We start from the raw sequence: 20,581 nt of genomic DNA, 5'->3' as shown, positions 1-20,581 counted from the left end.
GCTGTCTGACTTATTTTCGAGGACGACCTAGTTTTGTTGGCAGGTGTAACTGAATTGAGCGGATGGTCTGGAGATCTTCGTGAGTCTCAGTGTGCAGGTATCGTCCAAGATATTTACGGACTTGTAGTTACCAATATTCAGCCTGACAGTCTCGTTGTTGATATTCCCAACCACCCATGTTGGATAGATGTCCTCAACGCCGAATGTGATGTGATTCTTCACGAGTTCAGCGCTTGACCCAGCGGTCAGCACAAGCTCCTGCGGAGTAATCGAGACTTGCTTCAGCTGTTCGGTGAGCAGCTTTGACTTCGCGCGAAGGTCATCGTTTTCGGCTTTCGCTGTATTGAGCTTCTCAGTTAGCTGATCGTTGTTTTTCTCAAGCTCTTCGTTTTCATTTCCGAGCTTGACAAGGTCGCCTTGAGTCTGGAGTTGCTTATCTAGCTTCTCGCTCACGGAATTCAGCTGCTTCAACGTTTCTGGGAGTTTCCATGTGCTGGACTTCTCATACGCCTTTATCTGGTTGTTAAGGTCGTTGATATGGTTTTGAGTCGAGCTTTGGTTGTGCTGGTCTAGCCAAACTCCCAAGGGAATCAGAACGAGGAGTGCCGCCCCAGTTCGTTGCCACGTAATGTTGATCTGCATCGCTTCTCAATTCTGTGAAAAAGGCCGGAATATACTATGAAACCTGATAGGAAAGTATTGGTTGCAGCACCGCGTTCGTGGGGACCCTGGCAAGTTACGTCAGGTACGGGGTCGGAAACCCGCGGGAAAGCGTTAGCGGGAGCGCCCCCAGCTTACTGAAATTTCAATCATTGAAATCTTGAAAGGATTCATTGAAATACGTTGAAAAAGGAGGGCTCATGACAGAACCAACCTACCTGTCGAAGAGCGCCTTCGCGGCCCGGCTCGGCAGGTCGCCGAGTTACATCACCTGGCTGAAAGACAACAACCGTCTGGTGCTTTCGCCCAACGGTAAACAGGTTGATGTGCATGCCACCGAAGCGCTGATTCGCGACACCGCAGACCCGAGCAAGGTCGCCGTCGCCGAACGACACCAGCAGGACCGGATTCAGCGTGACGTTTACAGCCAACTCTCCACGTCGGTCGAGCCGACTTCCACGGCTGCGCCGCCGCAGGTGCTTACCGGCGACGGCAAGCTTCCTGACTTTCAAAAGGCCCGCGCTCTGCGCGAACACAACATGGCCATGCTTGCCGAGATCGAGCGGCTGAAGGCTCAGGGTTCTTTGGTGTCCAAGAAAGCGGTCGAAACTGGAGCCTACGACGCGGGTCGACTGCTGCGAGATCAATTGTTCGGGCCGCTGCCTCAGCTGTCCCATGACCTGGCCACCATGACCGACCCTTGGTTGATCGAAAAACATCTTGCGGCCACGTTTCGCAAAACGCTGGAAGAGGCTGAGCGCCTCTCTTCAGCAGATCTTGAACATGCCCTGACACCGGACTGAACCCATGCACACGGAATTTTCTGACGGTGCAAAGGTGTACCGTGAGAACTATTTCCGTGGACTGCGCCCGGATCCAGATCTTTGGATTGATGAATGGGCCGACGAGTACATGCGGATCCCGCGAGACACTGGCGCCCCTGAGCCTGGCCAGTACCGCACCTCACGGACACCTTATGCCCGCGAGCCAATGCGTTGCCTGTCGCCGGCTCACCCTTGCAGACGCGTGATCACCATGGTGGCCTCGCAGTTGATGAAAACGCAGATCGCCCTGAACTGGATGGGTGGCCTGATCCATATGGCGCCGTCAAACATCCTAGCGCTGCTCCCCAGCCTTGGTCTTTCCAAGCGGGTTTCGGGGCGGATCAGCAAGACCATCAAGGCCACTCCCGTCCTGCGCGAGCGGGTCGCGGCCACCCGCTCGCGGGACGCACGCAACACGATGGACACCAAGGAATTCGAGGGTGGCTCGTTGTATGTCACCACCGCCGGTTCTGCGGCCAACCTTTCGGAGCTGTCGGCGCGTTATATCTACGGCGACGAAGTCGACCGCTGGGAGAATGACGTCGGCCAAGAGGGTGACCCCATCAAGCTGGCAGAGACGCGGGCGACCAACTTCGGTCGCAACGCCAAGATCTACTTTTCCAGCTCGCCGACGATCAAAGGCGCCTCGCGGATCGCTGACCTGTTCGAGTCCAGCGACCAGCGCTATTACTACGTGCCATGCCCTACCTGCGGTCACATGCAAGTGCTGGAGTGGGAGCGGCTGCATTACAGCAAGGACTTCAGCACTGTTCATTACGAGTGCGCTGCCCCTGAATGCGACGTGCTGATTGAGGAACACCACAAGAGCGACATGCTTGCCCGAGGCGAGTGGCGCGCCCATGCGGCTGGTGACGGAAAGACCGTTGGCTTTCATCTCAATGCACTTTATTCGCCAACCGGCTGGATGGACTGGGCTTCACTTGCCATCGAATTTGAGGACGCCAAGAAAGCACAGGCTCAAGGTGATACGAGCCTAATGCAGGTGTTCTACAACACCCGTCTCGCGAAGGTCTGGGACAGCGCACTCGAACAGACCAAGGCGGAAGTGCTGATTGCTCGGGCGCGGCTGGAAAACTACACCCTCGGTGCGATGCCGGTCGGTGTGCTGATGCTGACCGGCGCCGTCGACGTCCAAGCCAACCGTCTGGAGTTGATGGTGATGGGCTTCGGCGTCGGGATGGAGCGCTGGGTTGTTGACCACCAAATCATCTGGGGCGACCCGGCAGACGAACGCACCTGGGCGGTGCTGGACGAGAAACTCAAGGCTCGTTACAGGCATCCCTGCGGTGTGGGTCTGGCGATTCTCGCCGTGGGTGTCGACTCCGGCGGCCACCACACCGATGAGGTCTACCAGTTCTGCCGCGTTCGCCGCTGGCGCAACATCTTCGCCATCAAGGGCGCAAGTAAGCCGGGCAGGCCGGTGATTGCACAGCGCCCATCCATGGTTGACGTAACCTGGAAAGGCCAGACCGAACGCAACGGCGCCGAGCTGTGGTTCGTCGGCACCGACACCGCCAAAGACTGGATCTACAACCGTTATCCATTCCCGGACGGTCCTGGATCGCTGCACTTTGCCAACGACCTACCGGACGAATTCTTCGCCCAGTGCGTCGCCGAACGCAAAGTTGTGCGCTACGTGCGCGGCCACAAGCGCATCGAATGGGTGAAGGGCAAGGCAGAGCGCAACGAAGCGCTCGATTTGATGGTGTACTGCCTCGCCATGGCGCATTACCTCGGCATCAACCGCTACCAGGAACACGATTGGGACCGGGTGCGACAAGCCCTGGCCCAGTCCGGTTTGTTCGATGACGCCTTGAACATCAAGCCTGTTCAGGGCGAGCGACTTGATGTTGAGCAAACACCGGCGCCTGCTGCTGTACGTCAAGCCCAGCCCGCACCAACACCCGCTGCACCGGTTACGCAAGCGCGACCGGCAGCACCCCCTCAACGCCGCAGCTCTGCCAGCGGCTATCTGAAGAGACGCTGATATGTCCTTTACAAAAAAGCACCTCGACGCGGTTGAGGCGGCCATTGCTCGCGGTGAGAAAACTGTGCGCTACACCGACCGTACCGTGGAATACCGTACGGTGGATGAACTGCTCAAGGCGCGTGAAGAAATACGCTCGTCACTCGCCAGCGCCGCCGGACCGCGGTCACGTGTGGTCCGGTTGTACCACGCAGGGAAGGGGCTCTGATGGCCCGACATTTTCCAACGTTGACCCGTAACGGATTTGTCCTGCCGTCCAACATCAAGGCTAGCTACGAGGGCGCTGGGGAAGGGCGCCGCTCCACCGGCTGGGACGCTCCCGACAACGGGATCAACAGCATCAACACCCCGGCACTGCGCAACCTGCGGTCGCGCTCCCGGGCGGCGGTTCGCAATGACCCGTATGCCTTCAACGTCATCGACAAGCGCGTCAGCAACCTGATCGGCACGGGCATCACACCTCGGCCAACGACTGATGACGATGCCTTGCGCAAGCTGCTGCAGGAGCTGTGGGGGGATTGGGTCGATGAGTCGGACGCGGATGATCGCACCGACTTCTACGGCCAGCAGGCGCTGGTGGCGCGCACGGTGGAAACATCGGGCGAGTGCTTCGTGCGGTTGCGGCCGCGCGGGCTTGATGAAGGCTTGGCCGTTCCGCTGCAGTTGCAGATCCTCGCACCGGAATTTGTGCCGCACGACAAATTCGAATCCACCAAAAACGGCAACGTGATCCGCGCCGGTATCGAGTTCACCCCAGGCGGCAAGCGTGTGGCGTACTGGATGTATTTGTCGCATCCGCGTGATGCGGCCTCGCTGAACGCCGGGTACAACCAGCTGGTTCGCGTGCCGGCGACTCAGGTGCTGCACATCTTCGAACCGGTGGAGCCTGGCCAGTTGCGGGGTGTGCCGCGTCTGTCGCCGGTGCTTAAACGCCTGCGCAGTCTGGACAACTACGACGACGCGGTGCTGTTTCGTCAGGAAGTGGCCAACCTGTTCGCCGGTTTCATCAAGCGTCCGGCGCCGGACTCGGGACCACTTCCCAGAGATCCGGTGACCGGTCAGCCGCTCGATCTGGACCGCGATGGCTTCACCCCGATGGTCGCGCTCGAACCCGGCACCATGCAGGAACTTGGGGCGGGCGAAGAGGTTGAGTTCTCCAAACCACCGGACGCCGGCAACAACTACCCGGACTTCATGCGGCAGCAACTGATGGCCGCTGCAGCGGGGTCGGGGACGCCTTACGAAATCCTCACCGGCGATATGCGCGGCATCAACGACCGAGCGCTTCGGGTGGTGCTCAACGAGTTTCGGCGCCGTCTGGAACAACTGCAATTCAGCGTGTACGTCCATCAACTTTGCCGTCCTGTACGGGCTGCGTGGATGGACATGGCGGTGCTGTCTGGCGTTCTGGTGCTGGACGATTACGCACAGAAACGCCGCCAGTACCTGCGCACTCGCTGGGTCCCGCAAGGCTGGGCCTACATCCAGCCAGTGCAGGACGTGCAGGCACGCCGTATGGAAGTGCAAGCCGGCTTTGCCTCGCGCAGTGAGATGGTGCTGCGCACCGGCTACGACGCCGAAACGGTCGATTTGGAAAACGCCGCCGATCTGGCACGGGCCTCAAAACTGGGCCTCAACTACAACACCCTTGATGCCGTCGAAGACACCGACGACAAGGAGCAACCATGAGCAAAAAAGCGCGACCGCGCATTTACAACCGCGCAGGCAAACGCGTCGAAGTTCAGGACAAGACCTGGTACGCCCTGCAGGCCAGCGGCGAGGCCACTGAGCGAGTGATTGAGGTTTTCGTCTATGGCGAGATCGGCGCGTGGGGCATCACTGCCAACCAGTTCGTGCAGGATCTGCGCGCCATGGATGATGGTGTGTCTCCGGTGATCGCCGCGTTCAACAGTATCGGCGGCGACCTGTTCGACGGACTGGCCATGCACAATGCGCTGTCGCGTCTGGGCGAGCGCTGCACCGGGCGAATCGATGCACTGGCCGCGAGTGCGGCCAGTGTGGCCGTATGCGGTGCACACCGCGTAGTAATCGCGGCGAACGCCATGTTGATGATCCACAACCCATACACCTATGCAGGCGGTGGCGCTGAGGACTTCCGCCGGGTCGCTGATGTATTGGATCAAACTTTGGAGGCCATCATCGCGGCCTATAAGGCTAAGGCGCCTGACATCGATGATGCCGAGCTGCGGCGGATGGTTGATGCCGAAACCTGGCTGACTGCTAACGAAGCGGTGGCTCTTGGTCTTGCAGACGAAGTCGGCGACGGCATCAAGGTCAAAGCATGCCTCGGTCAAGGCGCGGTGTTGCAACGGTTCCAGCACGCTCCGGTTGAGTTGGTGGCCCAGCTCGACGAGCAACCTGAACCGGATCCCGAACTTGAACCTGTCGATCCTCCCCTGGTGCCGCCTGTAGTCGACTCGGCAAAGTTGGCACTGATGATTACTCAGCGTTGCACGGCGGCGGGCATCAGCAATCTGGTCGAGCCGCTGCTCAATTCTACCCAGCTCGAAAGCGAGGAAATCGTTCTCGCCGGCCTGGCTCGCGCCAAGGCGGTGAACGACCTCTGCGTCGCCGCGCGTCTGCCGGAATTCAGCGGCGAGTATGTCGCGGCCGGTCTGGATGCGGCGGCGGTCCGGGCGCGTCTGTTCGACAAGATTGTCACCAGCGGCAAAGGCTTTGAAATCGACAACAGTCTGCCGCTGGCGGACGACCCGGCACCCAAGGTGCTGGCCAAACAACCTGACCCCAACTCGATTTGGGCTGCTCGGCAAGCGGCTCAAACTGGAACCGCGCGCGGCGCGAAAGGAGCATGAGCATGACCATCAAACAGGAACCGATGCACGCAGGTGAATTCCTGCTGTCCGAGGGCGCCGGCACGATCTCGCGCGAAGCGATCAATGTCGCGGCGGGTCCAGCATTGTGGCCGGGCCAAATTCTGGGACTGGTGACTGCCACCGGCGAATTCGCACCGTACGAACCGACTGCTGAGGACGGCACTGAAAATGCAGTCGCCATTCTCTACGGCCCGCTCGGTGAATCCGACGTTGTACGTCGCGGTCGCGCCGTAGTGCGGCTGGCCGAGGTCAGCGAAGCACATTTGACCGGCCTCGATCTGGCCGCCGAGAAAGCACTCGCCACTCACTTGGTGATCGTCCGCTAACTCGATCCCTCTTTTTATATGCATCCCGCCGCGTGCGGGATTTTTCGTTTCTGGAGAGTACCCATGGCCGATATCGCCATTTTTGATGACGAAGCGTTTACCGTTACCTCGCTGACCGCTGCACTCAATGATCAACCATACCTGCCCGGTCGCATCAGCGCCTTGGGGCTGTTCCGCGAGGAGGGCATTACCACCCTGACCGTGCAGATTGAAAAGGACGGCGACACCCTGGCACTGGTACCCGCTGGTGAACGTGGTGGTTCTGGCCTGGTAGTTGCGGCGAGCAAGCGCAACCTGATCCCATTCAACACTGTGCACCTGCCTGAGCGCTTCACGATCAAGGCTGACGAGATCCAAGGCATCCGTGCCTTCGGTACTCGCACTGAGTTGCAGGCGGTGCAGGACGTGGTCAATGCGCGGCTGGCTAAGGCGCGGCGTCAGTTGGACGCCACGCACGAATTCCAGCGTATGGGCGCACTGAATGGCCAGATCCTCGACGCCGATGGCAAAACCGTACTGCTCGACCTCTACGACCGTTTCGGTGTGGACCGTCAGAGACTGTCCATGGGACTCACGGATGCGGGCACCGAACTGCGGGTCAAATGCGGTGAAGCGCTGGATATGCAGGAAGACGCGCTCGGCAGCGTGACCAGCACCGGTTCTCGCGCCTTCTGCGGCAAGAACTTCTGGAACAAGCTGATTGTTCACAAGTCGGTCAAAGAGACCTACCTCAACAGTCAGCAGGCAGCAGCCCTTCGCGGTGATGCCCGTGAAAGCTTCGAGTTCGGCGGCATCATCTGGGAACGCTACCGTGGCAAGGTCGCTGGCGTATCGTTCGTCCATGACGACAAGGCGTTGCTGGTTCCGGAAGGCGTGCCGGATCTGTATATCTCGGTGTTCGCGCCGGCTGACTACATGGAAACGGTCAACACCCAAGGCATCCCGTACTACAGCATGATCGAGCCGCTGCCCTTCAACAAAGGCATGGCCGGTGAAGCCCAGTCCAACCCGCTGCACCTGTGCACCCGACCGCGTGCGCAGGTCCTGCTGGAACTCTGACCGTGGGCTTTCGCGATCTGATCGCCGAGGTCGACGCGGTGGTGTTCGAAACGCTGGGCGATACCGCACGGATTGAGGGTCGCGAAGAGCCGGTGTTCGGCATGTTCGCCGCGCCCTGGCTGCAACCCAAGTTCGGCAAGCTCAACACCGGGTTGCGCGAGCCTCGCTTCGAGATCCGCGTCAGCGATTCGCAAGGTCTGGAACAGGGCATGCTGGTCAGCGTTGACTTGCCTGCCTTGGACGGCGGCGGTGACTACGACTTGATACAGCTCGAACCGAGCGGCGACGGACTGGTCGCCCTGATTCTGAGGTTACGGCCATGAGCGTCGGCAGCTATTTCAAACCCTCGGCCGGGGGCGGGATGATCTCTATCCAGTCATCGGCCGCAGATTTTCAAGCGTTCCAGGATTTTGCCAAGGTGGTGCCGAAAGCGGCTGCTGCGGCGCATCGGCGCGCGATCAACAAGACGTTGGGCTGGTTGCGCACGCACATCGCCCGAGCTGTCAGCCGGTCGGAGCGTATTGCTGTTGCGGCGGTGCGTCAGCGGTTGCGCAGCTATCCAGTTTCCGGCGCGGCTGCGAGCGGCAAACTGTGGTTTGGTTTGAACGCCATCGAGTCCAGCCGGATCGGCCGGGCGCGGCAAAGCGGCACCGGCGTGTCAGTGGCGGGGCGGCGTTACCAAGGTGCCTTTCTCAAAAAGGTCTACGGCAATAAACCAGACATCTGGATCCGCACAGCCAGCAAGCATTTCAACGCGGATGACTACCCCGACAGCACGGTGTCACCCGGTCGCGGGCCGAGTTCGGGTTGGGTCGCCGAAAACGGTAGTCGTTTCCCGCTGGCCAAGGCCAAGGTATCGCTGGAGCAAGCCCGACCGCACTTTGAAAGCTGGGTAAAAAAAGCGGATGAGCGCCTGCTGGAGATCCTCAAGCAGGAACTCAACTTTGAGCTGCAGAAATACCTAAAGAGGATCGGCAATGTCTGAAGAACCGTTCAGCCTGGACCAGCTTTACCGGGCGGTAGAACAGCATCTGCGTACCAACTTGCCGGGCGTGCAGGCCGTCACAGCCTGGCCAGACATTAAGGATCGCGTCTTGCTGCCAGCGGTGTTTCTGGAGGTGGCCGAGATCGAGCCAGGTACCGATATCGGCACCGGCGAAACCTCGCTGGTTTGCAAGTTCGAGGCTCGAATCATTGTTGACCCGATCAAGCCGCACCATCATCAACAGGCCGTGCAATTGGCGACCCAGTTGGCGGTGCTGCTGCGCGCGCAGACGTGGGGGTTGCCAGTTGAACCCGCCGAGTTTGTGCAATCGCTGCAGGACTGGACCCAGCCGCACCTGGATGGATACACGGTGTGGCTGGTGGAGTGGACTCAGCAGGTTTATCTCGGCGTTGAAGAGTGGCCGTGGCCGGACGAACCGCCGGGGATGTTGCTTATTGGCTTCGAGGACGACGTCAAAGAGGACTTTGTCCCCGCGGAGGCGATGTGAGCAGCTACGCGAGCGCCCAGCATGACCGCATGATCGCGGGGGCGGTGAAGGCTTGCTACGTGGTTGCGGTGGATCTGTCCGCTTCGCCGCCGGTATGTCGCGTGTCGGACGGTAGTGAGTGGGTCAGCGCTTGGGTGCGCTGGCACAGCATCGCAGCGGGCAAGGCCAGGCACTGGCGGGCGCCGTCTTTGGGCGAGCAGGGCAGTTTGATCAGTCCCAGCGGTGACGTGTCACAAGGCACGTTTGTCCCGGGCTTGTATGGCAATGCCGGACCGCCGCCAGACAACCGCGACCATGTTGAGGTCTGGCGTTTCGATGATGGCGGCTCGCTGATCTACGATTGGCAGGCTAAGAGCTACACCATCACCCTGCCGAGCGGTACGGTCACCATCAAAGTGGCCAGCACCGAAGCGGTCGTAACCGATAGCGCCGTGAGCGTGACCACCGGCAACATCAATCTGAAAGCGGCGGTGATGATCGACGGTGCGCTACATGTCACCAAGGGCATCACCAGTGCCGGCGCGATCATTGACGCCACTGGCAACAGTAACCACCACACGCATTAATTCATTCACGACAGCCCGCCCAGTGCGGGCTTTTTCATACCCGGAGAAACACATGGCCAAGATCGATACGACTGTCACCGAGGTGCAAGCGTCCTCGGAACCGGCGACTGCATCCTCAGCGTTCTCATCGCCTGAATTCTTGAAATTCCGCGACAAGCTCTACACGTCGCGACTGTTGATCGTCCCTGGCACTGACCGTTCCTACCCGGTCGACAAGGCAACTGTCGTGGTGCCGGCCTCCGACATCGAAGCAATCAAGTTCCTGAAGGCCAGCGAAGAACACGAGCCGTTCAAGGAGTGATATCGATGATCGGAATGGATCGCCACACCGGCCTACCCATATCCGGCATCGAGCATCTTCGGCAATCCATTGCCGACATCTTGAGCACGCCGCTGGGCAGTCGCCGGCACCGTATGGAATACGGCAGCAAGCTCCGGCGGTTTGTCGATCTACCCATCAACGAAGGCTGGAAAAGCGCCGTACAGGCTGAGATTGCCCGCGCCCTCGGGCGCTGGGAGCCGCGTTTGAAGTTGGATCAAGTGCGGGTCACTTCCGTCATTGGCGTGAAAATCAATTTGCAAATCGTCGGGAAATACCTGGGCGACAGCGTCACGTTGGAGGTGGCCGCATGAGTGCCGTAGATCTGTCGTCGCTGCCGGCGCCGACTGTGCTGGAGCCTTTGGACTTCGAAGAGGTTTATCAGGACGGGCTGAGCGTGTTTCGCGGGTACATGGGCGGTAACTGGACGGCGGCGCTGGAAAGCGATCCAGTGGTCAAAGTGCTTGAGGTCGGGGCTTACAACAAGGTCAGCAACCGCGCCCGAGTCAATGACGCCGGCAAGGCGCTGTTACTGGCGCACGCCATTCGCGGCGACCTCGATCACTTAGGGGCCAACGTCAATCTGCAGCGCCTGGTTATTCAGGCCGAGGATCTGCTGGCAGTGCCACCGGTGCCTAAGGTCATGGAAGACGACGATCCGTTTCGCGAGCGTATTCAGTTGGCCTATGAGGGGTTGACCACGGCCGGCCCGCGTAACAGCTACATCCTGCATGCACGCAATGCCTCAGGGCTAGTGGCAGATGCCACGGCCGAAAGCCCGAAGCCCTGTTACGTCACGGTCACGGTGCTGGGGTTGGATGGGGAAGGTGAAGCGCCTCCGGAACTGCTGGCCACTGTGGCCGCTGCTCTCAATGACGATGACGTGCGGCCGGTTGGTGATCGGGTGACTGTGCAGAGCGCAGAGGTGATCCGTTACGAGATCGACGCCATTTTGCACATGGCCAGCGCCGGCCCGGAAGCGGATGCCAGTTTGGCCGAGGCGAAAAGCCGCCTAGCTGCCTGGATCAATCCACGCAAGCGGCTGGGTGTAGAAGTCGCACGCTCCGCTGTCGACGCCCAGCTGCATGTTGCCGGCGTTGCGCGGGTTGAGTTGGTCGGGTGGCAGGATCTGTCCCCGACCAAGGCGCAAGCGGCGTTCTGTACCCGCTACAACGTGAGGCTGGCGAGCTGACATGAAAAGTCTCCTGCCGCTCAACAGCACACAACTGGAACGGGCCATGGAGGCCGCGTTCTTCGAAAAGACAATTGTCCCTCTGCGCGACCTCTACAACGCTGATACCTGCCCGGTGCATTTACTACCGCACCTGGCATGGGCGTGGTCGGTGGATCGCTGGGATTACCGGTGGAGCGAAGCTACCAAGCGCGCGGCCATCAAGGCGTCGTACTACATCCACAAACATAAGGGCACCATCGGCGCCCTGCGCCGCGTGGTCGAGCCGCTGGGCTATCTGATCGAGATTGTCGAGTGGTTCCAGACCGTGCCGGAAGGCGTGCCGGGCACCTTCGCGCTGAAGGTCGGGGTGCTGGATACCGGCATCACGGAGGAAATGTATCAGGAACTGGATCGCCTGATTGACGATGCAAAACCAGTCAGCCGACAACTGACCGGACTGGCGATCAGCCTCGAAACTCAAGGCAATTTGAATGTCGGTGTGGCCCTCTACGACGGAGATGTGCTCGACATCTACCCACCTGAAATGCAGGACATTGAAATCACCGGCAGCTTCGGCGTGGTCGGCTGTGAGCACTCCATAGACATCATGGATATTTATTAAATGATTGATGCGAATTCAAAGTTTTCCGCGATCCTGACGGACGTGGGGGCGGCCAAGCTGGCGAATGCCAATGTGCTGGGCGTGCCTTGGAACATCACGGAAATGGGCTTGGGCGATGCTAACGAGACCGACCCGCAGCCCAGCGCCAAGCAAACCAAGCTGATCAACGAGTGGCGCCGCCGCCCGCTGAATCAACTACGCATTGACCCGGTCAACCCGGCGGTGATCATCGCCGAGCAGGTTATCCCGGACAACGAGGGTGGGCGCTGGATTCGTGAGGTCGGGCTGTATGACGCTGACGGTGATCTGGTGGCGGTGGCCAACTGCGCGCCGACCTTCAAGCCAGTGCTGTCGCAGGGAGCGGGCCGCACGCAAGTGGTACGGGTGAACCTGATTGTTTCCAGCACGGCGCAAATCAGCCTCAAGATCGACCCGTCGGTGGTGCTGGCGACGCGTGAGTATGTCGATTCGCGCATTCTGGAAGAACTGAGCAAGCTCGACATTAAGCAGTCTGTACGCGCGGCTACCACGGCCAATATCGCCCTGGTCGGTTTGCAGGTAGTGGACGGTGTTTCGCTGAATGCCGGCGATCGTGTGCTGGTGAAGAATCAGGCGGCCGCCAAGGATAACGGCCCTTATGTGGTGGCTGTCGGTGCTTGGTCGCGGGCCAAGGATGCCGACAACAACGCGAAGGTCACGCCGAATCTGACGGTAGCGATCGAGGCTGGCGCAACGCAGGCCGACACGATCTGGCAACTGGTGACGGATGGTCCGATTGTCGTGGGCACCACGGCGCTCACGTTCAAGGACATTACAGATGGTTTGGCCCGGCTGTTTTCGCCAAGCTTTGCCGGGAACCCCACGGCCCCGACGCCGGAACAATTCGACGGCAGCAAGTCAATTGCGACGACGGAGTTTGTAAAGCGTAGTGGTGTCGAGTTCTCGGGCTTCACCACGAACGCCGCGAGCTTGGTTTTGACGGACGTGCACGTCGGCGGCCTTCACAGCTTTTCCGGTGTCGCGCAGCTTCAGGCTACTTTGCCGCCGACGGCAGGTGTCGCGCAGGCCGCTACCATCACGCTTGTTTGTGCCGGCAATGGTGGGCTGAAAATTGTCCCGGCCGGCGCTGACGTCGTGTACACCTCGACCGGTGTGGCTGGGCCGTTGGTCCTCGCCCTGGGTGACACGGCTGAATTCATCCGTCTGGAAAATCAGTGGCGACTGGTGGGGGGAACGGCTGCGCTCGCCTTCGCTGGTGTCATGTCGGGAGCCAACTTCATCACGCGACCGCAGTTCGACTCAGGTAAGGCGCTGGCGACTACGGAGTTTGTGCAGAGGGCGTTAGGCAATCACGCGGGAGCAGCTATCGCGAATGCCAACACCACGTTAACCGCCAGTGTTTTCGGAAAATTGCTGCTGCTAAATTCGGGAACCACCTTCTCGGTTACGCTGCCGCCTTCTTCTGTTGGCTCAACACCAGTCGGAAGCTCGATCACGGTGCAAAACGTCGGCTCGGCTTCAGCGACGATTGTGCCTGCTGCTGGAGATACCTTGGGGGTGATTGCAACGCAGCCAATGACCAGTTTGGTCGTTCCCCCCGGCTCTTCGGTAGAGCTGGTATTACAAGGCACGAATTACTTTATTTCTGGCACATCGGCTCTGAAATTTTCACCAGAGTTCGCCCTGAATTCGGCCGTCGCCGGTTGGCTAAAACATCCAAGCGGGGCGGTAGAGCAATGGGGGATGGGCACCACTGATGCTAACGGCCAGATTTACATTGCCTATCCCATGTCGTTTCCGACAGCGATGCGCTGTATCAGTGCGACGCATACAGGCAGCTCGGGGCTTATGCCTCTTGTTGTTTACGGAACCGACACAAGAAACGGTTGCACTCTCCGCCTGAACAACAAGGACGGTGCCGCGCTTCCGGGATGGGTAGTGTATTGGCGGGCAATAGGGGTTTAAGTATGAATGAGAAAGTCTATTTCAGTCCGTCAGAGTGCGGAGCGTATTCGGTGGCTATGCATGGCAATGAAATGCCGGCGGACGTGGTCGAAGTGTCCGCGAGTGTTTGGCAATCGCTGCTGATTGAATTGTCGAACAGCCCCAAGAAATTGTCGTCCCGGCCCGACGGTCAGCCGGTGTTGATTGACCCGCCACCTTTAGATGCGGAGGCGCTGGCCGTTGCTGAGCGCGCCTGGCGTGATACGCGATTGGCGCTGACGGATCCGCTGGTGTCCCGACACCGCGACGAGATCGAGGAGGGCGGCGCAACTTCACTCACGGCCGACCAGTACACGGAGTTGCAGGCCTACCGCCGACAGTTACGCGACTGGCCGCAGGGGAATCAGTTCCCGCTCGCCGAACACCGCCCGGTCGCGCCGCCTTGGCTGATCGAGCAAACCCAATAGACGCTCCGCACTGACGGGGCGTTTTATTTTCCGTTACGCGTAACACGAACACCCTCACAGCCTCGCTTAAGCGGGGCTTTTTCGTTTCTGGAGACTGACCCTTATGAGTTTTTTCCACGGCGTCACGACCACATCGGTCGACACCGGCGCGCGCACTATTTCGCTACCATCGTCATCGATTATCGGTTTGTGCGATACCTTCACCCCGGGCGTTCTCGGCGGCGGTACGGCGAAAGCCGGCGAGTTGAAGTTGATCACCACCGAGCGCGAAGCCATTGCCGCCTTCGGCGCTGATTCGGCGATCACCAAGGCCTGTCAGGCCGTCTACGTCAAAGCCAAGGCGGTGATCGTCGCCATTGGTGTCCCCAAGCTGGAAGACGCTGCGCTGCAAACCTCGGCGATCATTGGCGGCGTTCTGGCCTCGGGTCAGCGTACCGGCTTGCAGGCGCTGCTCGACGGTAAGAGCCTGTTCAACGCGCAGCCGCGGCTGTTGATCGCGCCGGGCCATACGGCGACTCAGGCGGTGGCCACGGCCATCGACAGCGTGGCGCAGAAGCTGCGCGCTATCGGCATCATCGACGGCCCTGGTACGACCGACGAGGCCGCTATTGCCTACGCTGAGAACTTTGGCAGTCGCAACCTGTTCATGGTCGACCCGGGCGTCAAATACTGGGACACCGTTACCAGCTCGACGGTCGACGCGCCCGGCTCGGCTTGGGCGGCAGGTCTGTTTGCCTGGACGGACGCTGAGTACGGCTTCTGGGCGTCGCCATCGAACAAGGAGTTTACCGGCATCACCGGCACGGGACGCGCGGTCGAGTACCTGGACGGCGACGAGACCTGCCGGGCCAACCTGCTCAACAACGCCAATATCACCACGATCATTCGCGATGACGGCTACCGCCTGTGGGGCAACCGCACGCTGTCGAGCGATCCGAAGTGGGCGTTCGTGACCCGCGTTCGCACGCTGTTCATCCTCATGGACGCGGTGCAGGCTGGGCATAAGTGGGCGGTCGACCGCTCGATCACCAAGACCTACGTGACCGATGTCACCAACGGTCTGGATGCGTTCATGGCTGACCTGAAAGCCCAGGGCGCAATCATCAACTTTCAAGTGTTCCCCGACACCGAACTGAACACGGCCAGCCAGATCGCCCAGGGCAAGGTGTACTGGCGTATCCGTTTCACCGACGTGCCGCCGGCAGAAAACCCGAATTTCCTTTTCGAAGTCACCGATCAGTGGATGACCGAAGTGCTTGAAGCAGCCTAAGGGGGCGTAGCAAATGATTCCTCAAACCTTGTTCAACACCAACCTGTTCGTCGACGGCGTGAACTTCTCCGGCGACGTGCCGAGCCTGACGTTGCCCAAGCTGACCACCAAGACAGACGAATATCGCGGGGGCGGCATGGCCGGCCCCATCGAGATGGATCAGGGTCTTGAAAAAATGGAAGCGTCTTTTGTTACCAAGGGCGTGCGCCGTGAGTCGCTGAAGTATTTCGGTCTGGCCGATGGCACGGCGTTCAATGCCACCTTTCGGGGTGCCTTCAAGGGCCAAAAGGGCGCGGTGACAGCGGTCGTTGCCACTCTGCGGGGGCGGCTCAAAGAGATCGATCTGGGTGACTGGAAAGCCGGTGATCCGGCCGAGATCAAACACGCGATTGCGGTCACCTACTACAAGCTCGAAGTCGACGGGCGCCTGATGTACGAAATCGACATGGTCGCCGGTATTCAGGTGATCGACGGCAAGGACCAACTCCTCGAAGTGCGCAACGCGCTCGGCCTGTAAGGAAGATTCAGATGACTCAAGCAATCGCTAAAAACCTGCCGGCCTGGCTGTCGCTCAGTGCACTCGGCGCTGTTGTAACGTTGACCCGTCCAAGCAAGGCCAACAGCATCGACGTCGAGACGTTGAACCTGCGCAACCCGACCGTGCGTGAGGTGCGGGCGGCCGACCGCGCAGCCAACGGGGACGATGAACAGCGCGAACTGATGCTGTTCGCAGGTCTGGCCGAGGTCGGACTGAAGGATCTGGAAGGCCTCAAGCTGACCGATTATCGCCGCGTGCAAACGGCGTATTCGCACCTGGCACCGAAAACCGATTATTCGGACTCGATGCCGGCGTGGTTGTCGCTAACCACCGATCAGGTGCTGGTGACGCTGTCGTGTCCGAGTGTAATCAACGGCGTGACCGTAGATAAGCTGGCCTTGCGTTCGCCGACCGTGGGCGACGTGCGGGCGGCGAACCGTGAAGTGGGTGGCGATGATGAGCAGCGCGAGCTGGTGTTGTTTGCTGCGTTGTCCGGTGCGCCTGTCGCGGATCTGGAGGGGCTGAAGCTGGTGGATTTTAACCGCTTGCAGGCCGGCTATTTTCGCATGGACAACGACGACGGGCTTTAACCCCAGCGTGATCAAGTCGGCGGCGAAGCGTCTGGCGGCGGAAACCGGATTTTCCGCCGCCGAGATCCAGTCGATGCCGTTCGCGGACATGGTGTGGTGGCTCACGGATTGAGCCGCCACCGGTAGTTCTGGGCACATGAGGGCCATGACATGGCAAACAAACTCGCCCTCGGGCTGGTGATCGGCGGCGCCGTCAGTTCCACGGTCGGCGGCGCGTTCAAGGACGTGACCGGGCGCATCAAGCGCCTTGAGGCAGAAGGCAATAAAGCGCGCGTGCTGCAGCGCACGATTGGCGACACCATCCGCCTGCGCGAAGAGTGGAAAAAGGCTCACGACACCGGCGCTGCCGGTGCGTCCAAATTACTCAGCCGTTTGAACTCAAACCTCGACAGCCTGAAAAAACAGGGGGTCGAGGTCGGGCGGCTGGAAAAAGCCTATCGTTCGATGGGGCAGACGGCCAGCAAAGCCGAGCTGAAAGCCAAGGGGCATCAGCAGATTGATTCTGGCGTAAACGGCATGAAGGGCGCCGTCGGTGCGGCGGTGGTCGGTGTCGGTGCGATGGCGGTGCCGACCAAGGTCAGCGCTGACTTTGGCGCGATTGTCCGTGACATCGCGATCAAGGCCGGCATTGCCAACAAGCCGCAAGAACAGGAGATGTCGCGCAAGATCATCGACACTTCACGCGACACCGGCATGGCGCGCAACGATGTGGCCGACGTGGTCAATCAGTTGGTCGGCGCCGGCATGGACTTGAGCAAGGCGCTGGAATACGCGCCTGTCGCGGCCAAGTTTGTCGTGGGGCAGGGATCCAGCGGTGTCGACACGGCGAAGATGATCAACGCCTTGGGGCAGAACGCCAAGATCACCGACCCCAAGCAGATGCAGCAGGCGCTGGAAGCGATCGCCTACCAAGGTCAGGCGGGCAGCTTTGAAGCGGCCGACATGGCCAAGTGGTTCCCGGAACTGCTGGCCAACATGGCCAGCAACGGCATCACCGGCCTGGATGCGGTGACGCAACTGGGCGCCATGTTGCAGGTTCAGATGAAGCAGGCCGGCAGTTCGGACGAAGCGGCCAACAACCTGAAAAACTGGATGGGCAAAATCGGTTCGACCGATACGGTCAAGGCTTACGAAAAAGCCGGGATCGATTACAAGGGGTCGATGCAGACCGGCTTGCAAAACGGAATGTCGACGCTTGAGACCAGTATGGCGCTGGCTCAGAAATACATTCAGGCCACCGATCCGGCGCGCGCGGCGAAAATGGCCGAGGCCACGGCAAAGATCAGCGAGCAGGCCAATCCAGAAAAGGCCAAGGCCATGATGGCCTCGCTGGAAGAATCGTTGCGCACCGGCGACCTGTTCGCCGACATGCAAGTCAAGGCCGCGCTGTCGGCCTACATGCAGAACAAGGCGCTGTACAGCCAGCTCAAAAATGATTCGCGCGACGCGACCGGGATCCTCGATAAAAACCTCGCCGAGCGGCGTGAGTCGTCGTCGCAGAAGTGGGCCGAGATGGCCCAGTCGATGGATGACGCAATGCGCAGCATCGGCGATGCGCTGCGCCCGGTGACGGACACCGTGGCCGAGTCGTTGACCAAGGTTACTAAAGGCATTACGTCGCTGGCTGATAGCGCGCCTGGGGTAGTTGCCGGTATCGCCACGGTCGGGGCGGGGCTGATCGCCTTAAAAGGTATCTTCAGCACGATCAAGATCAGCAAGGGGCTGCTAAACCTTGCGCGTGGGTCGCGCGGTGGCCGGGGTGGGAGCGAAGCCCGCCATAAAAAATCCGGGGAGCTTGATCTGGTAGCGACTGGACTGGATGTTGTTTCGCGGGTTAAGGAAGCGGCAACGGGCGGTGGCCTTGGTACTGCAAGTGATGCAGGTAACGACGGCATCCAAAAGGTTTTTGTCGTCAATGCCGGCGCTATGGATGGCGGTGTGGATGCGTCGGGCGAATCGCGCCGACGTGGACGTGGGGCAAGGCGCAGTGTTCGGCGCCGGTCGTTGCCGAGTTCGAGAGGCCCTCGCCCGTCTGTGCCTCGTCCACCTGTTCCGGTTTCACGGCCGCCTGTACCGGTTTCACGTCCCCCTGTTTCGGTCCCATCAGGCCCTTCCGTTCCAAGTGGAGCATTGTCCAAGCTCGGCGTCGTCGCAGAAACGGTCGGTAAGGTCGGCAAGGCGGCCAAGGCCATTCCTGGTGGCACGCTGCTGGAGTCCGGCGCGATGGCTTTTGAAACCTTTCAAAACGCCAAGACCAAGGATGAAAAAGCCGAGGGCTACGGTGCGGCCGCTGGCAACCTGGCCGGCACCATGGCGGGTGCAGCAGCTGGTGCTGCCATCGGTTCGGTGGTACCGATCATCGGTACGGCCATTGGCGGTCTGATCGGTGCCTACCTCGGCAGTCAAGGCGGTGCGGCACTGGGCGGATCGTTGGGTAAGTCGCTGTTCGGTGGCGAGGATCAAAAGCCCGAGCAAACGGCGAAGGCGCCGGTGCCGACCACGCCGCTCATGATGGCGTCTGCGGCGCAGCAAGGCCCGGTGCTGGGGGATGTCGCGCGCTCGATGGCGGTAACGGCGCCGCTCAAGTCGGCGGCGATGGCGATTCAGCCCAAAGAGTCAGAAAAACCGGTGCCGGCCAAAGTGGATCAGCAGTTTCAGTATTCGCTGAACATGCCGGTCACGGTGCAAGGTGATGTCAAAGATCCGCAGCGCCTGGCACAGGATCTGCTGCCGCACATGCAGCGAATGATGGAAGGCGCTGCGAAGCAGAATGCCGCCAAGCTGTACGACGAACCCCATGTGTAAGGAGGCCTCATGGCTTATATGGAAAGCATGCAATCGAGTCTGAAGTACCTGGTCGAGGCAGCGGAAACCGGGCGGCGTAGCGCGGATGGCATGCTGACCCCGGTGAACGGTGCGATTCGCGAACTGACAGGCGCCGCGTCCGAGCTGGAGAACATCCCGATTGTTGGCCCGGCCATCGGCGCCAAACTTCAGCGGGTGATGCGCGGCGTCGACGCCGCTCAAGCCAAGGTCGGTCAGGTGGTAGCGGTGTACGGCCGCGCCACTCGGGCGGCCGCCGAGGTGCAGGAGCGGCTAGGGACGTTGAAGGAACAGGCGGGCAAGGCGGCCACGGCGATCAACAACGTCGCCGGCAAAGTCAGCCCGGCGCTGGCCAACATCGTGCCCACCAGTTCCTTTGCCGCGGACGCCACGCCGGCGCCGGAGGCGGTGAAGCCGTTTCCCCACCTGATGATCATTCAGCCGCGCGATCCGAAGATTGAGCCGTACTACTTCAACCTGGACACGGCAGCTTTCGACGAGCTGAGCCGTTCGACCGAATTCCGCTGGGCTTCGCAGGAGCGGTTGTCGCGTCGGCCGGCAAAGCAGGCCGTTGGTATGGGCGACGAAAAGTTAACGCTCAAAGGCACGATCTACCCGGGCTTCAAGGGCGGTTTAAAGCAGCTCGACACGCTGCGTTCCATTGGGTCCGGGCTACAACCGCTGACCCTGACCACGGGTTATGGCGAAGTGATCGGAACGTGGTGCTTGAAAAATATCAATGAGGAACAGTCCGCACTTCTGCACGGCGGGATTGCTCGCAAACAGGGTTTTACATTGGAGTTTGAGCGCTATGGCGACGACATGCAGGACGTCTGATGGCGACATGCTTGATGTCATTTGCAACAACGTTTACGGCCATCTGAATGGCAGCGTCGAGGCCGTGCTCGATGCCAATCAGGGGCTGGCCGATGAGCCTCAGCCGTTCCGGTCGGGCGTGATTATCGTCCTGCCAAATCTGCCAAGTCCGACAAGTGAGGACATTAGCTTGTGGGATTGAGCCGGGGCGATGCCTTCGCCGGTTC

The 20,581-nt window shown here is 60.4% G+C and carries 24 protein-coding genes; 23 read left to right on the top strand and 1 reads right to left on the bottom strand.

Annotated features, from left to right (window positions below; all coding sequences use genetic code 11):
* Nucleotides 1-27: 27 nt before the first annotated feature.
* Entirely contained in the window at nucleotides 28-642 is a 615-nt protein-coding gene (locus HU765_RS22050; protein WP_186622949.1) for a hypothetical protein, read from the bottom strand.
* A gap of 218 nt (nucleotides 643-860) precedes the next feature.
* Between HU765_RS22050 and HU765_RS22045 the strand changes: the two genes are divergently transcribed.
* From HU765_RS22045 to HU765_RS21935, 23 genes are all read left to right on the top strand, one after another.
* Entirely contained in the window at nucleotides 861-1,463 is a 603-nt protein-coding gene (locus HU765_RS22045) for a terminase small subunit (protein ID WP_186622961.1), read from the top strand.
* Between the two features lie 4 nt (nucleotides 1,464-1,467).
* On the top strand, nucleotides 1,468-3,492 hold the full coding sequence (locus HU765_RS22040) for a phage terminase large subunit family protein (protein ID WP_186622948.1): 2,025 nt from the start codon (nucleotides 1,468-1,470) through the stop codon (nucleotides 3,490-3,492).
* A gap of 1 nt (nucleotide 3,493) precedes the next feature.
* Nucleotides 3,494-3,700, top strand: coding sequence for a hypothetical protein (locus HU765_RS22035; RefSeq protein ID WP_186622947.1), 207 nt, complete (start codon nucleotides 3,494-3,496; stop codon nucleotides 3,698-3,700).
* A complete protein-coding gene (locus tag HU765_RS22030) occupies nucleotides 3,700-5,181 on the top strand; it encodes a phage portal protein (protein WP_186622945.1) in 1,482 nt (493 codons plus the stop codon). Before HU765_RS22035 ends, HU765_RS22030 begins: the two co-directional genes overlap by 1 nt.
* A complete protein-coding gene (locus tag HU765_RS22025) occupies nucleotides 5,178-6,326 on the top strand; it encodes a head maturation protease, ClpP-related (protein ID WP_186622943.1) in 1,149 nt (382 codons plus the stop codon). Before HU765_RS22030 ends, HU765_RS22025 begins: the two co-directional genes overlap by 4 nt.
* Nucleotides 6,327-6,328: 2 nt before the next feature.
* Nucleotides 6,329-6,673, top strand: coding sequence for a head decoration protein (locus HU765_RS22020; RefSeq protein ID WP_186622942.1), 345 nt, complete (start codon nucleotides 6,329-6,331; stop codon nucleotides 6,671-6,673).
* Between the two features lie 63 nt (nucleotides 6,674-6,736).
* The gene (locus HU765_RS22015) at nucleotides 6,737-7,732 is read left to right on the top strand and encodes a major capsid protein (protein WP_186622940.1); all 996 of its coding nucleotides are present in this window, start codon (nucleotides 6,737-6,739) and stop codon (nucleotides 7,730-7,732) included.
* 2 nt (nucleotides 7,733-7,734) lie between these two features.
* The gene (locus HU765_RS22010; RefSeq protein ID WP_186622938.1) at nucleotides 7,735-8,055 is read left to right on the top strand and encodes a hypothetical protein; all 321 of its coding nucleotides are present in this window, start codon (nucleotides 7,735-7,737) and stop codon (nucleotides 8,053-8,055) included.
* Entirely contained in the window at nucleotides 8,052-8,717 is a 666-nt protein-coding gene (locus HU765_RS22005) for a hypothetical protein (RefSeq protein WP_186622936.1), read from the top strand. The genes HU765_RS22010 and HU765_RS22005 overlap by 4 nt, the downstream gene beginning before the upstream one ends.
* On the top strand, nucleotides 8,710-9,225 hold the full coding sequence (locus tag HU765_RS22000) for a hypothetical protein (protein WP_186622934.1): 516 nt from the start codon (nucleotides 8,710-8,712) through the stop codon (nucleotides 9,223-9,225). The genes HU765_RS22005 and HU765_RS22000 overlap by 8 nt, the downstream gene beginning before the upstream one ends.
* A 29-nt stretch (nucleotides 9,226-9,254) precedes the next feature.
* Nucleotides 9,255-9,791, top strand: coding sequence for a phage baseplate assembly protein V (locus HU765_RS21995; protein WP_186622959.1), 537 nt, complete (start codon nucleotides 9,255-9,257; stop codon nucleotides 9,789-9,791).
* 52 nt (nucleotides 9,792-9,843) lie between these two features.
* Nucleotides 9,844-10,092 (top strand): hypothetical protein, encoded by a 249-nt coding sequence (locus tag HU765_RS21990; protein WP_186622932.1) that lies wholly within the window; start codon nucleotides 9,844-9,846, stop codon nucleotides 10,090-10,092.
* Nucleotides 10,093-10,097: 5 nt separating this feature from the next.
* The gene (locus HU765_RS21985; protein WP_186622930.1) at nucleotides 10,098-10,424 is read left to right on the top strand and encodes a GPW/gp25 family protein; all 327 of its coding nucleotides are present in this window, start codon (nucleotides 10,098-10,100) and stop codon (nucleotides 10,422-10,424) included.
* Entirely contained in the window at nucleotides 10,421-11,302 is an 882-nt protein-coding gene (locus HU765_RS21980; RefSeq protein WP_186622928.1) for a baseplate J/gp47 family protein, read from the top strand. Before HU765_RS21985 ends, HU765_RS21980 begins: the two co-directional genes overlap by 4 nt.
* Before the next feature lies 1 nt (nucleotide 11,303).
* Nucleotides 11,304-11,906 carry a phage tail protein I gene (locus tag HU765_RS21975; RefSeq protein ID WP_186622926.1) on the top strand — a complete coding sequence of 201 codons (603 nt, stop codon included), beginning with the start codon at nucleotides 11,304-11,306 and terminating at the stop codon, nucleotides 11,904-11,906.
* A complete protein-coding gene (locus tag HU765_RS21970) occupies nucleotides 11,907-13,871 on the top strand; it encodes a phage tail protein (protein WP_186622924.1) in 1,965 nt (654 codons plus the stop codon). It abuts the gene before it with no gap.
* A 2-nt stretch (nucleotides 13,872-13,873) separates the two neighbouring features.
* Complete coding sequence (locus tag HU765_RS21965) at nucleotides 13,874-14,317, top strand: phage tail assembly chaperone (RefSeq protein ID WP_186622922.1); 444 nt, start codon at nucleotides 13,874-13,876, stop codon at nucleotides 14,315-14,317.
* A 103-nt stretch (nucleotides 14,318-14,420) separates the two neighbouring features.
* Complete coding sequence (locus tag HU765_RS21960) at nucleotides 14,421-15,587, top strand: phage tail sheath family protein (RefSeq protein ID WP_186622920.1); 1,167 nt, start codon at nucleotides 14,421-14,423, stop codon at nucleotides 15,585-15,587.
* 13 nt (nucleotides 15,588-15,600) lie between these two features.
* The gene (locus HU765_RS21955; protein WP_186622918.1) at nucleotides 15,601-16,104 is read left to right on the top strand and encodes a phage major tail tube protein; all 504 of its coding nucleotides are present in this window, start codon (nucleotides 15,601-15,603) and stop codon (nucleotides 16,102-16,104) included.
* Nucleotides 16,105-16,115: 11 nt separating this feature from the next.
* Complete coding sequence (locus tag HU765_RS27110) at nucleotides 16,116-16,715, top strand: phage tail assembly protein (protein WP_186622917.1); 600 nt, start codon at nucleotides 16,116-16,118, stop codon at nucleotides 16,713-16,715.
* A gap of 150 nt (nucleotides 16,716-16,865) precedes the next feature.
* Nucleotides 16,866-19,520 carry a phage tail tape measure protein gene (locus HU765_RS21945; protein ID WP_186622915.1) on the top strand — a complete coding sequence of 885 codons (2,655 nt, stop codon included), beginning with the start codon at nucleotides 16,866-16,868 and terminating at the stop codon, nucleotides 19,518-19,520.
* A 9-nt stretch (nucleotides 19,521-19,529) separates the two neighbouring features.
* Nucleotides 19,530-20,375: a phage tail protein gene (locus HU765_RS21940; protein ID WP_186622913.1), complete on the top strand. Its 846-nt coding sequence runs from the start codon at nucleotides 19,530-19,532 to the stop codon at nucleotides 20,373-20,375.
* A complete protein-coding gene (locus HU765_RS21935) occupies nucleotides 20,350-20,556 on the top strand; it encodes a tail protein X (RefSeq protein WP_186622911.1) in 207 nt (68 codons plus the stop codon). The genes HU765_RS21940 and HU765_RS21935 overlap by 26 nt, the downstream gene beginning before the upstream one ends.
* Nucleotides 20,557-20,581 lie beyond the last annotated feature (25 nt).

Origin of the sequence: Pseudomonas sp. SWRI81, assembly GCF_014268545.1 — a bacterium.
Taxonomy (GTDB): Bacteria; Pseudomonadota; Gammaproteobacteria; order Pseudomonadales; family Pseudomonadaceae; genus Aquipseudomonas; species Aquipseudomonas hamedanensis.
Note: the sequence above shows the minus strand (reverse complement) of the source record. Positions and strands in the feature narration are given on the sequence as shown.

What these genes read in the sequence shown, in the direction of transcription:
- HU765_RS21955 (WP_186622918.1), top strand. Translation starts at nt 15,601, where the DNA reads ATGATTCCTCAAACCTTGTTCAACACCAACCTGTTCGTCGACGGCGTG.
- HU765_RS21940 (WP_186622913.1), top strand. Translation starts at nt 19,530, where the DNA reads ATGGCTTATATGGAAAGCATGCAATCGAGTCTGAAGTACCTGGTCGAG.
- HU765_RS22040 (WP_186622948.1), top strand. Translation starts at nt 1,468, where the DNA reads ATGCACACGGAATTTTCTGACGGTGCAAAGGTGTACCGTGAGAACTAT.
- HU765_RS22015 (WP_186622940.1), top strand. Translation starts at nt 6,737, where the DNA reads ATGGCCGATATCGCCATTTTTGATGACGAAGCGTTTACCGTTACCTCG.
- HU765_RS21990 (WP_186622932.1), top strand. Translation starts at nt 9,844, where the DNA reads ATGGCCAAGATCGATACGACTGTCACCGAGGTGCAAGCGTCCTCGGAA.
- HU765_RS21985 (WP_186622930.1), top strand. Translation starts at nt 10,098, where the DNA reads ATGATCGGAATGGATCGCCACACCGGCCTACCCATATCCGGCATCGAG.
- HU765_RS21980 (WP_186622928.1), top strand. Translation starts at nt 10,421, where the DNA reads ATGAGTGCCGTAGATCTGTCGTCGCTGCCGGCGCCGACTGTGCTGGAG.
- HU765_RS21960 (WP_186622920.1), top strand. Translation starts at nt 14,421, where the DNA reads ATGAGTTTTTTCCACGGCGTCACGACCACATCGGTCGACACCGGCGCG.
- HU765_RS21965 (WP_186622922.1), top strand. Translation starts at nt 13,874, where the DNA reads ATGAATGAGAAAGTCTATTTCAGTCCGTCAGAGTGCGGAGCGTATTCG.
- HU765_RS22030 (WP_186622945.1), top strand. Translation starts at nt 3,700, where the DNA reads ATGGCCCGACATTTTCCAACGTTGACCCGTAACGGATTTGTCCTGCCG.
- HU765_RS22000 (WP_186622934.1), top strand. Translation starts at nt 8,710, where the DNA reads ATGTCTGAAGAACCGTTCAGCCTGGACCAGCTTTACCGGGCGGTAGAA.
- HU765_RS27110 (WP_186622917.1), top strand. Translation starts at nt 16,116, where the DNA reads ATGACTCAAGCAATCGCTAAAAACCTGCCGGCCTGGCTGTCGCTCAGT.
- HU765_RS21945 (WP_186622915.1), top strand. Translation starts at nt 16,866, where the DNA reads ATGGCAAACAAACTCGCCCTCGGGCTGGTGATCGGCGGCGCCGTCAGT.
- HU765_RS22005 (WP_186622936.1), top strand. Translation starts at nt 8,052, where the DNA reads ATGAGCGTCGGCAGCTATTTCAAACCCTCGGCCGGGGGCGGGATGATC.
- HU765_RS22050 (WP_186622949.1), bottom strand. Translation starts at nt 642, where the DNA reads ATGCAGATCAACATTACGTGGCAACGAACTGGGGCGGCACTCCTCGTT.
- HU765_RS22045 (WP_186622961.1), top strand. Translation starts at nt 861, where the DNA reads ATGACAGAACCAACCTACCTGTCGAAGAGCGCCTTCGCGGCCCGGCTC.
- HU765_RS22020 (WP_186622942.1), top strand. Translation starts at nt 6,329, where the DNA reads ATGACCATCAAACAGGAACCGATGCACGCAGGTGAATTCCTGCTGTCC.
- HU765_RS21935 (WP_186622911.1), top strand. Translation starts at nt 20,350, where the DNA reads ATGGCGACGACATGCAGGACGTCTGATGGCGACATGCTTGATGTCATT.
- HU765_RS21995 (WP_186622959.1), top strand. Translation starts at nt 9,255, where the DNA reads ATGATCGCGGGGGCGGTGAAGGCTTGCTACGTGGTTGCGGTGGATCTG.
- HU765_RS22025 (WP_186622943.1), top strand. Translation starts at nt 5,178, where the DNA reads ATGAGCAAAAAAGCGCGACCGCGCATTTACAACCGCGCAGGCAAACGC.
- HU765_RS21975 (WP_186622926.1), top strand. Translation starts at nt 11,304, where the DNA reads ATGAAAAGTCTCCTGCCGCTCAACAGCACACAACTGGAACGGGCCATG.
- HU765_RS21970 (WP_186622924.1), top strand. Translation starts at nt 11,907, where the DNA reads ATGATTGATGCGAATTCAAAGTTTTCCGCGATCCTGACGGACGTGGGG.
- HU765_RS22035 (WP_186622947.1), top strand. Translation starts at nt 3,494, where the DNA reads ATGTCCTTTACAAAAAAGCACCTCGACGCGGTTGAGGCGGCCATTGCT.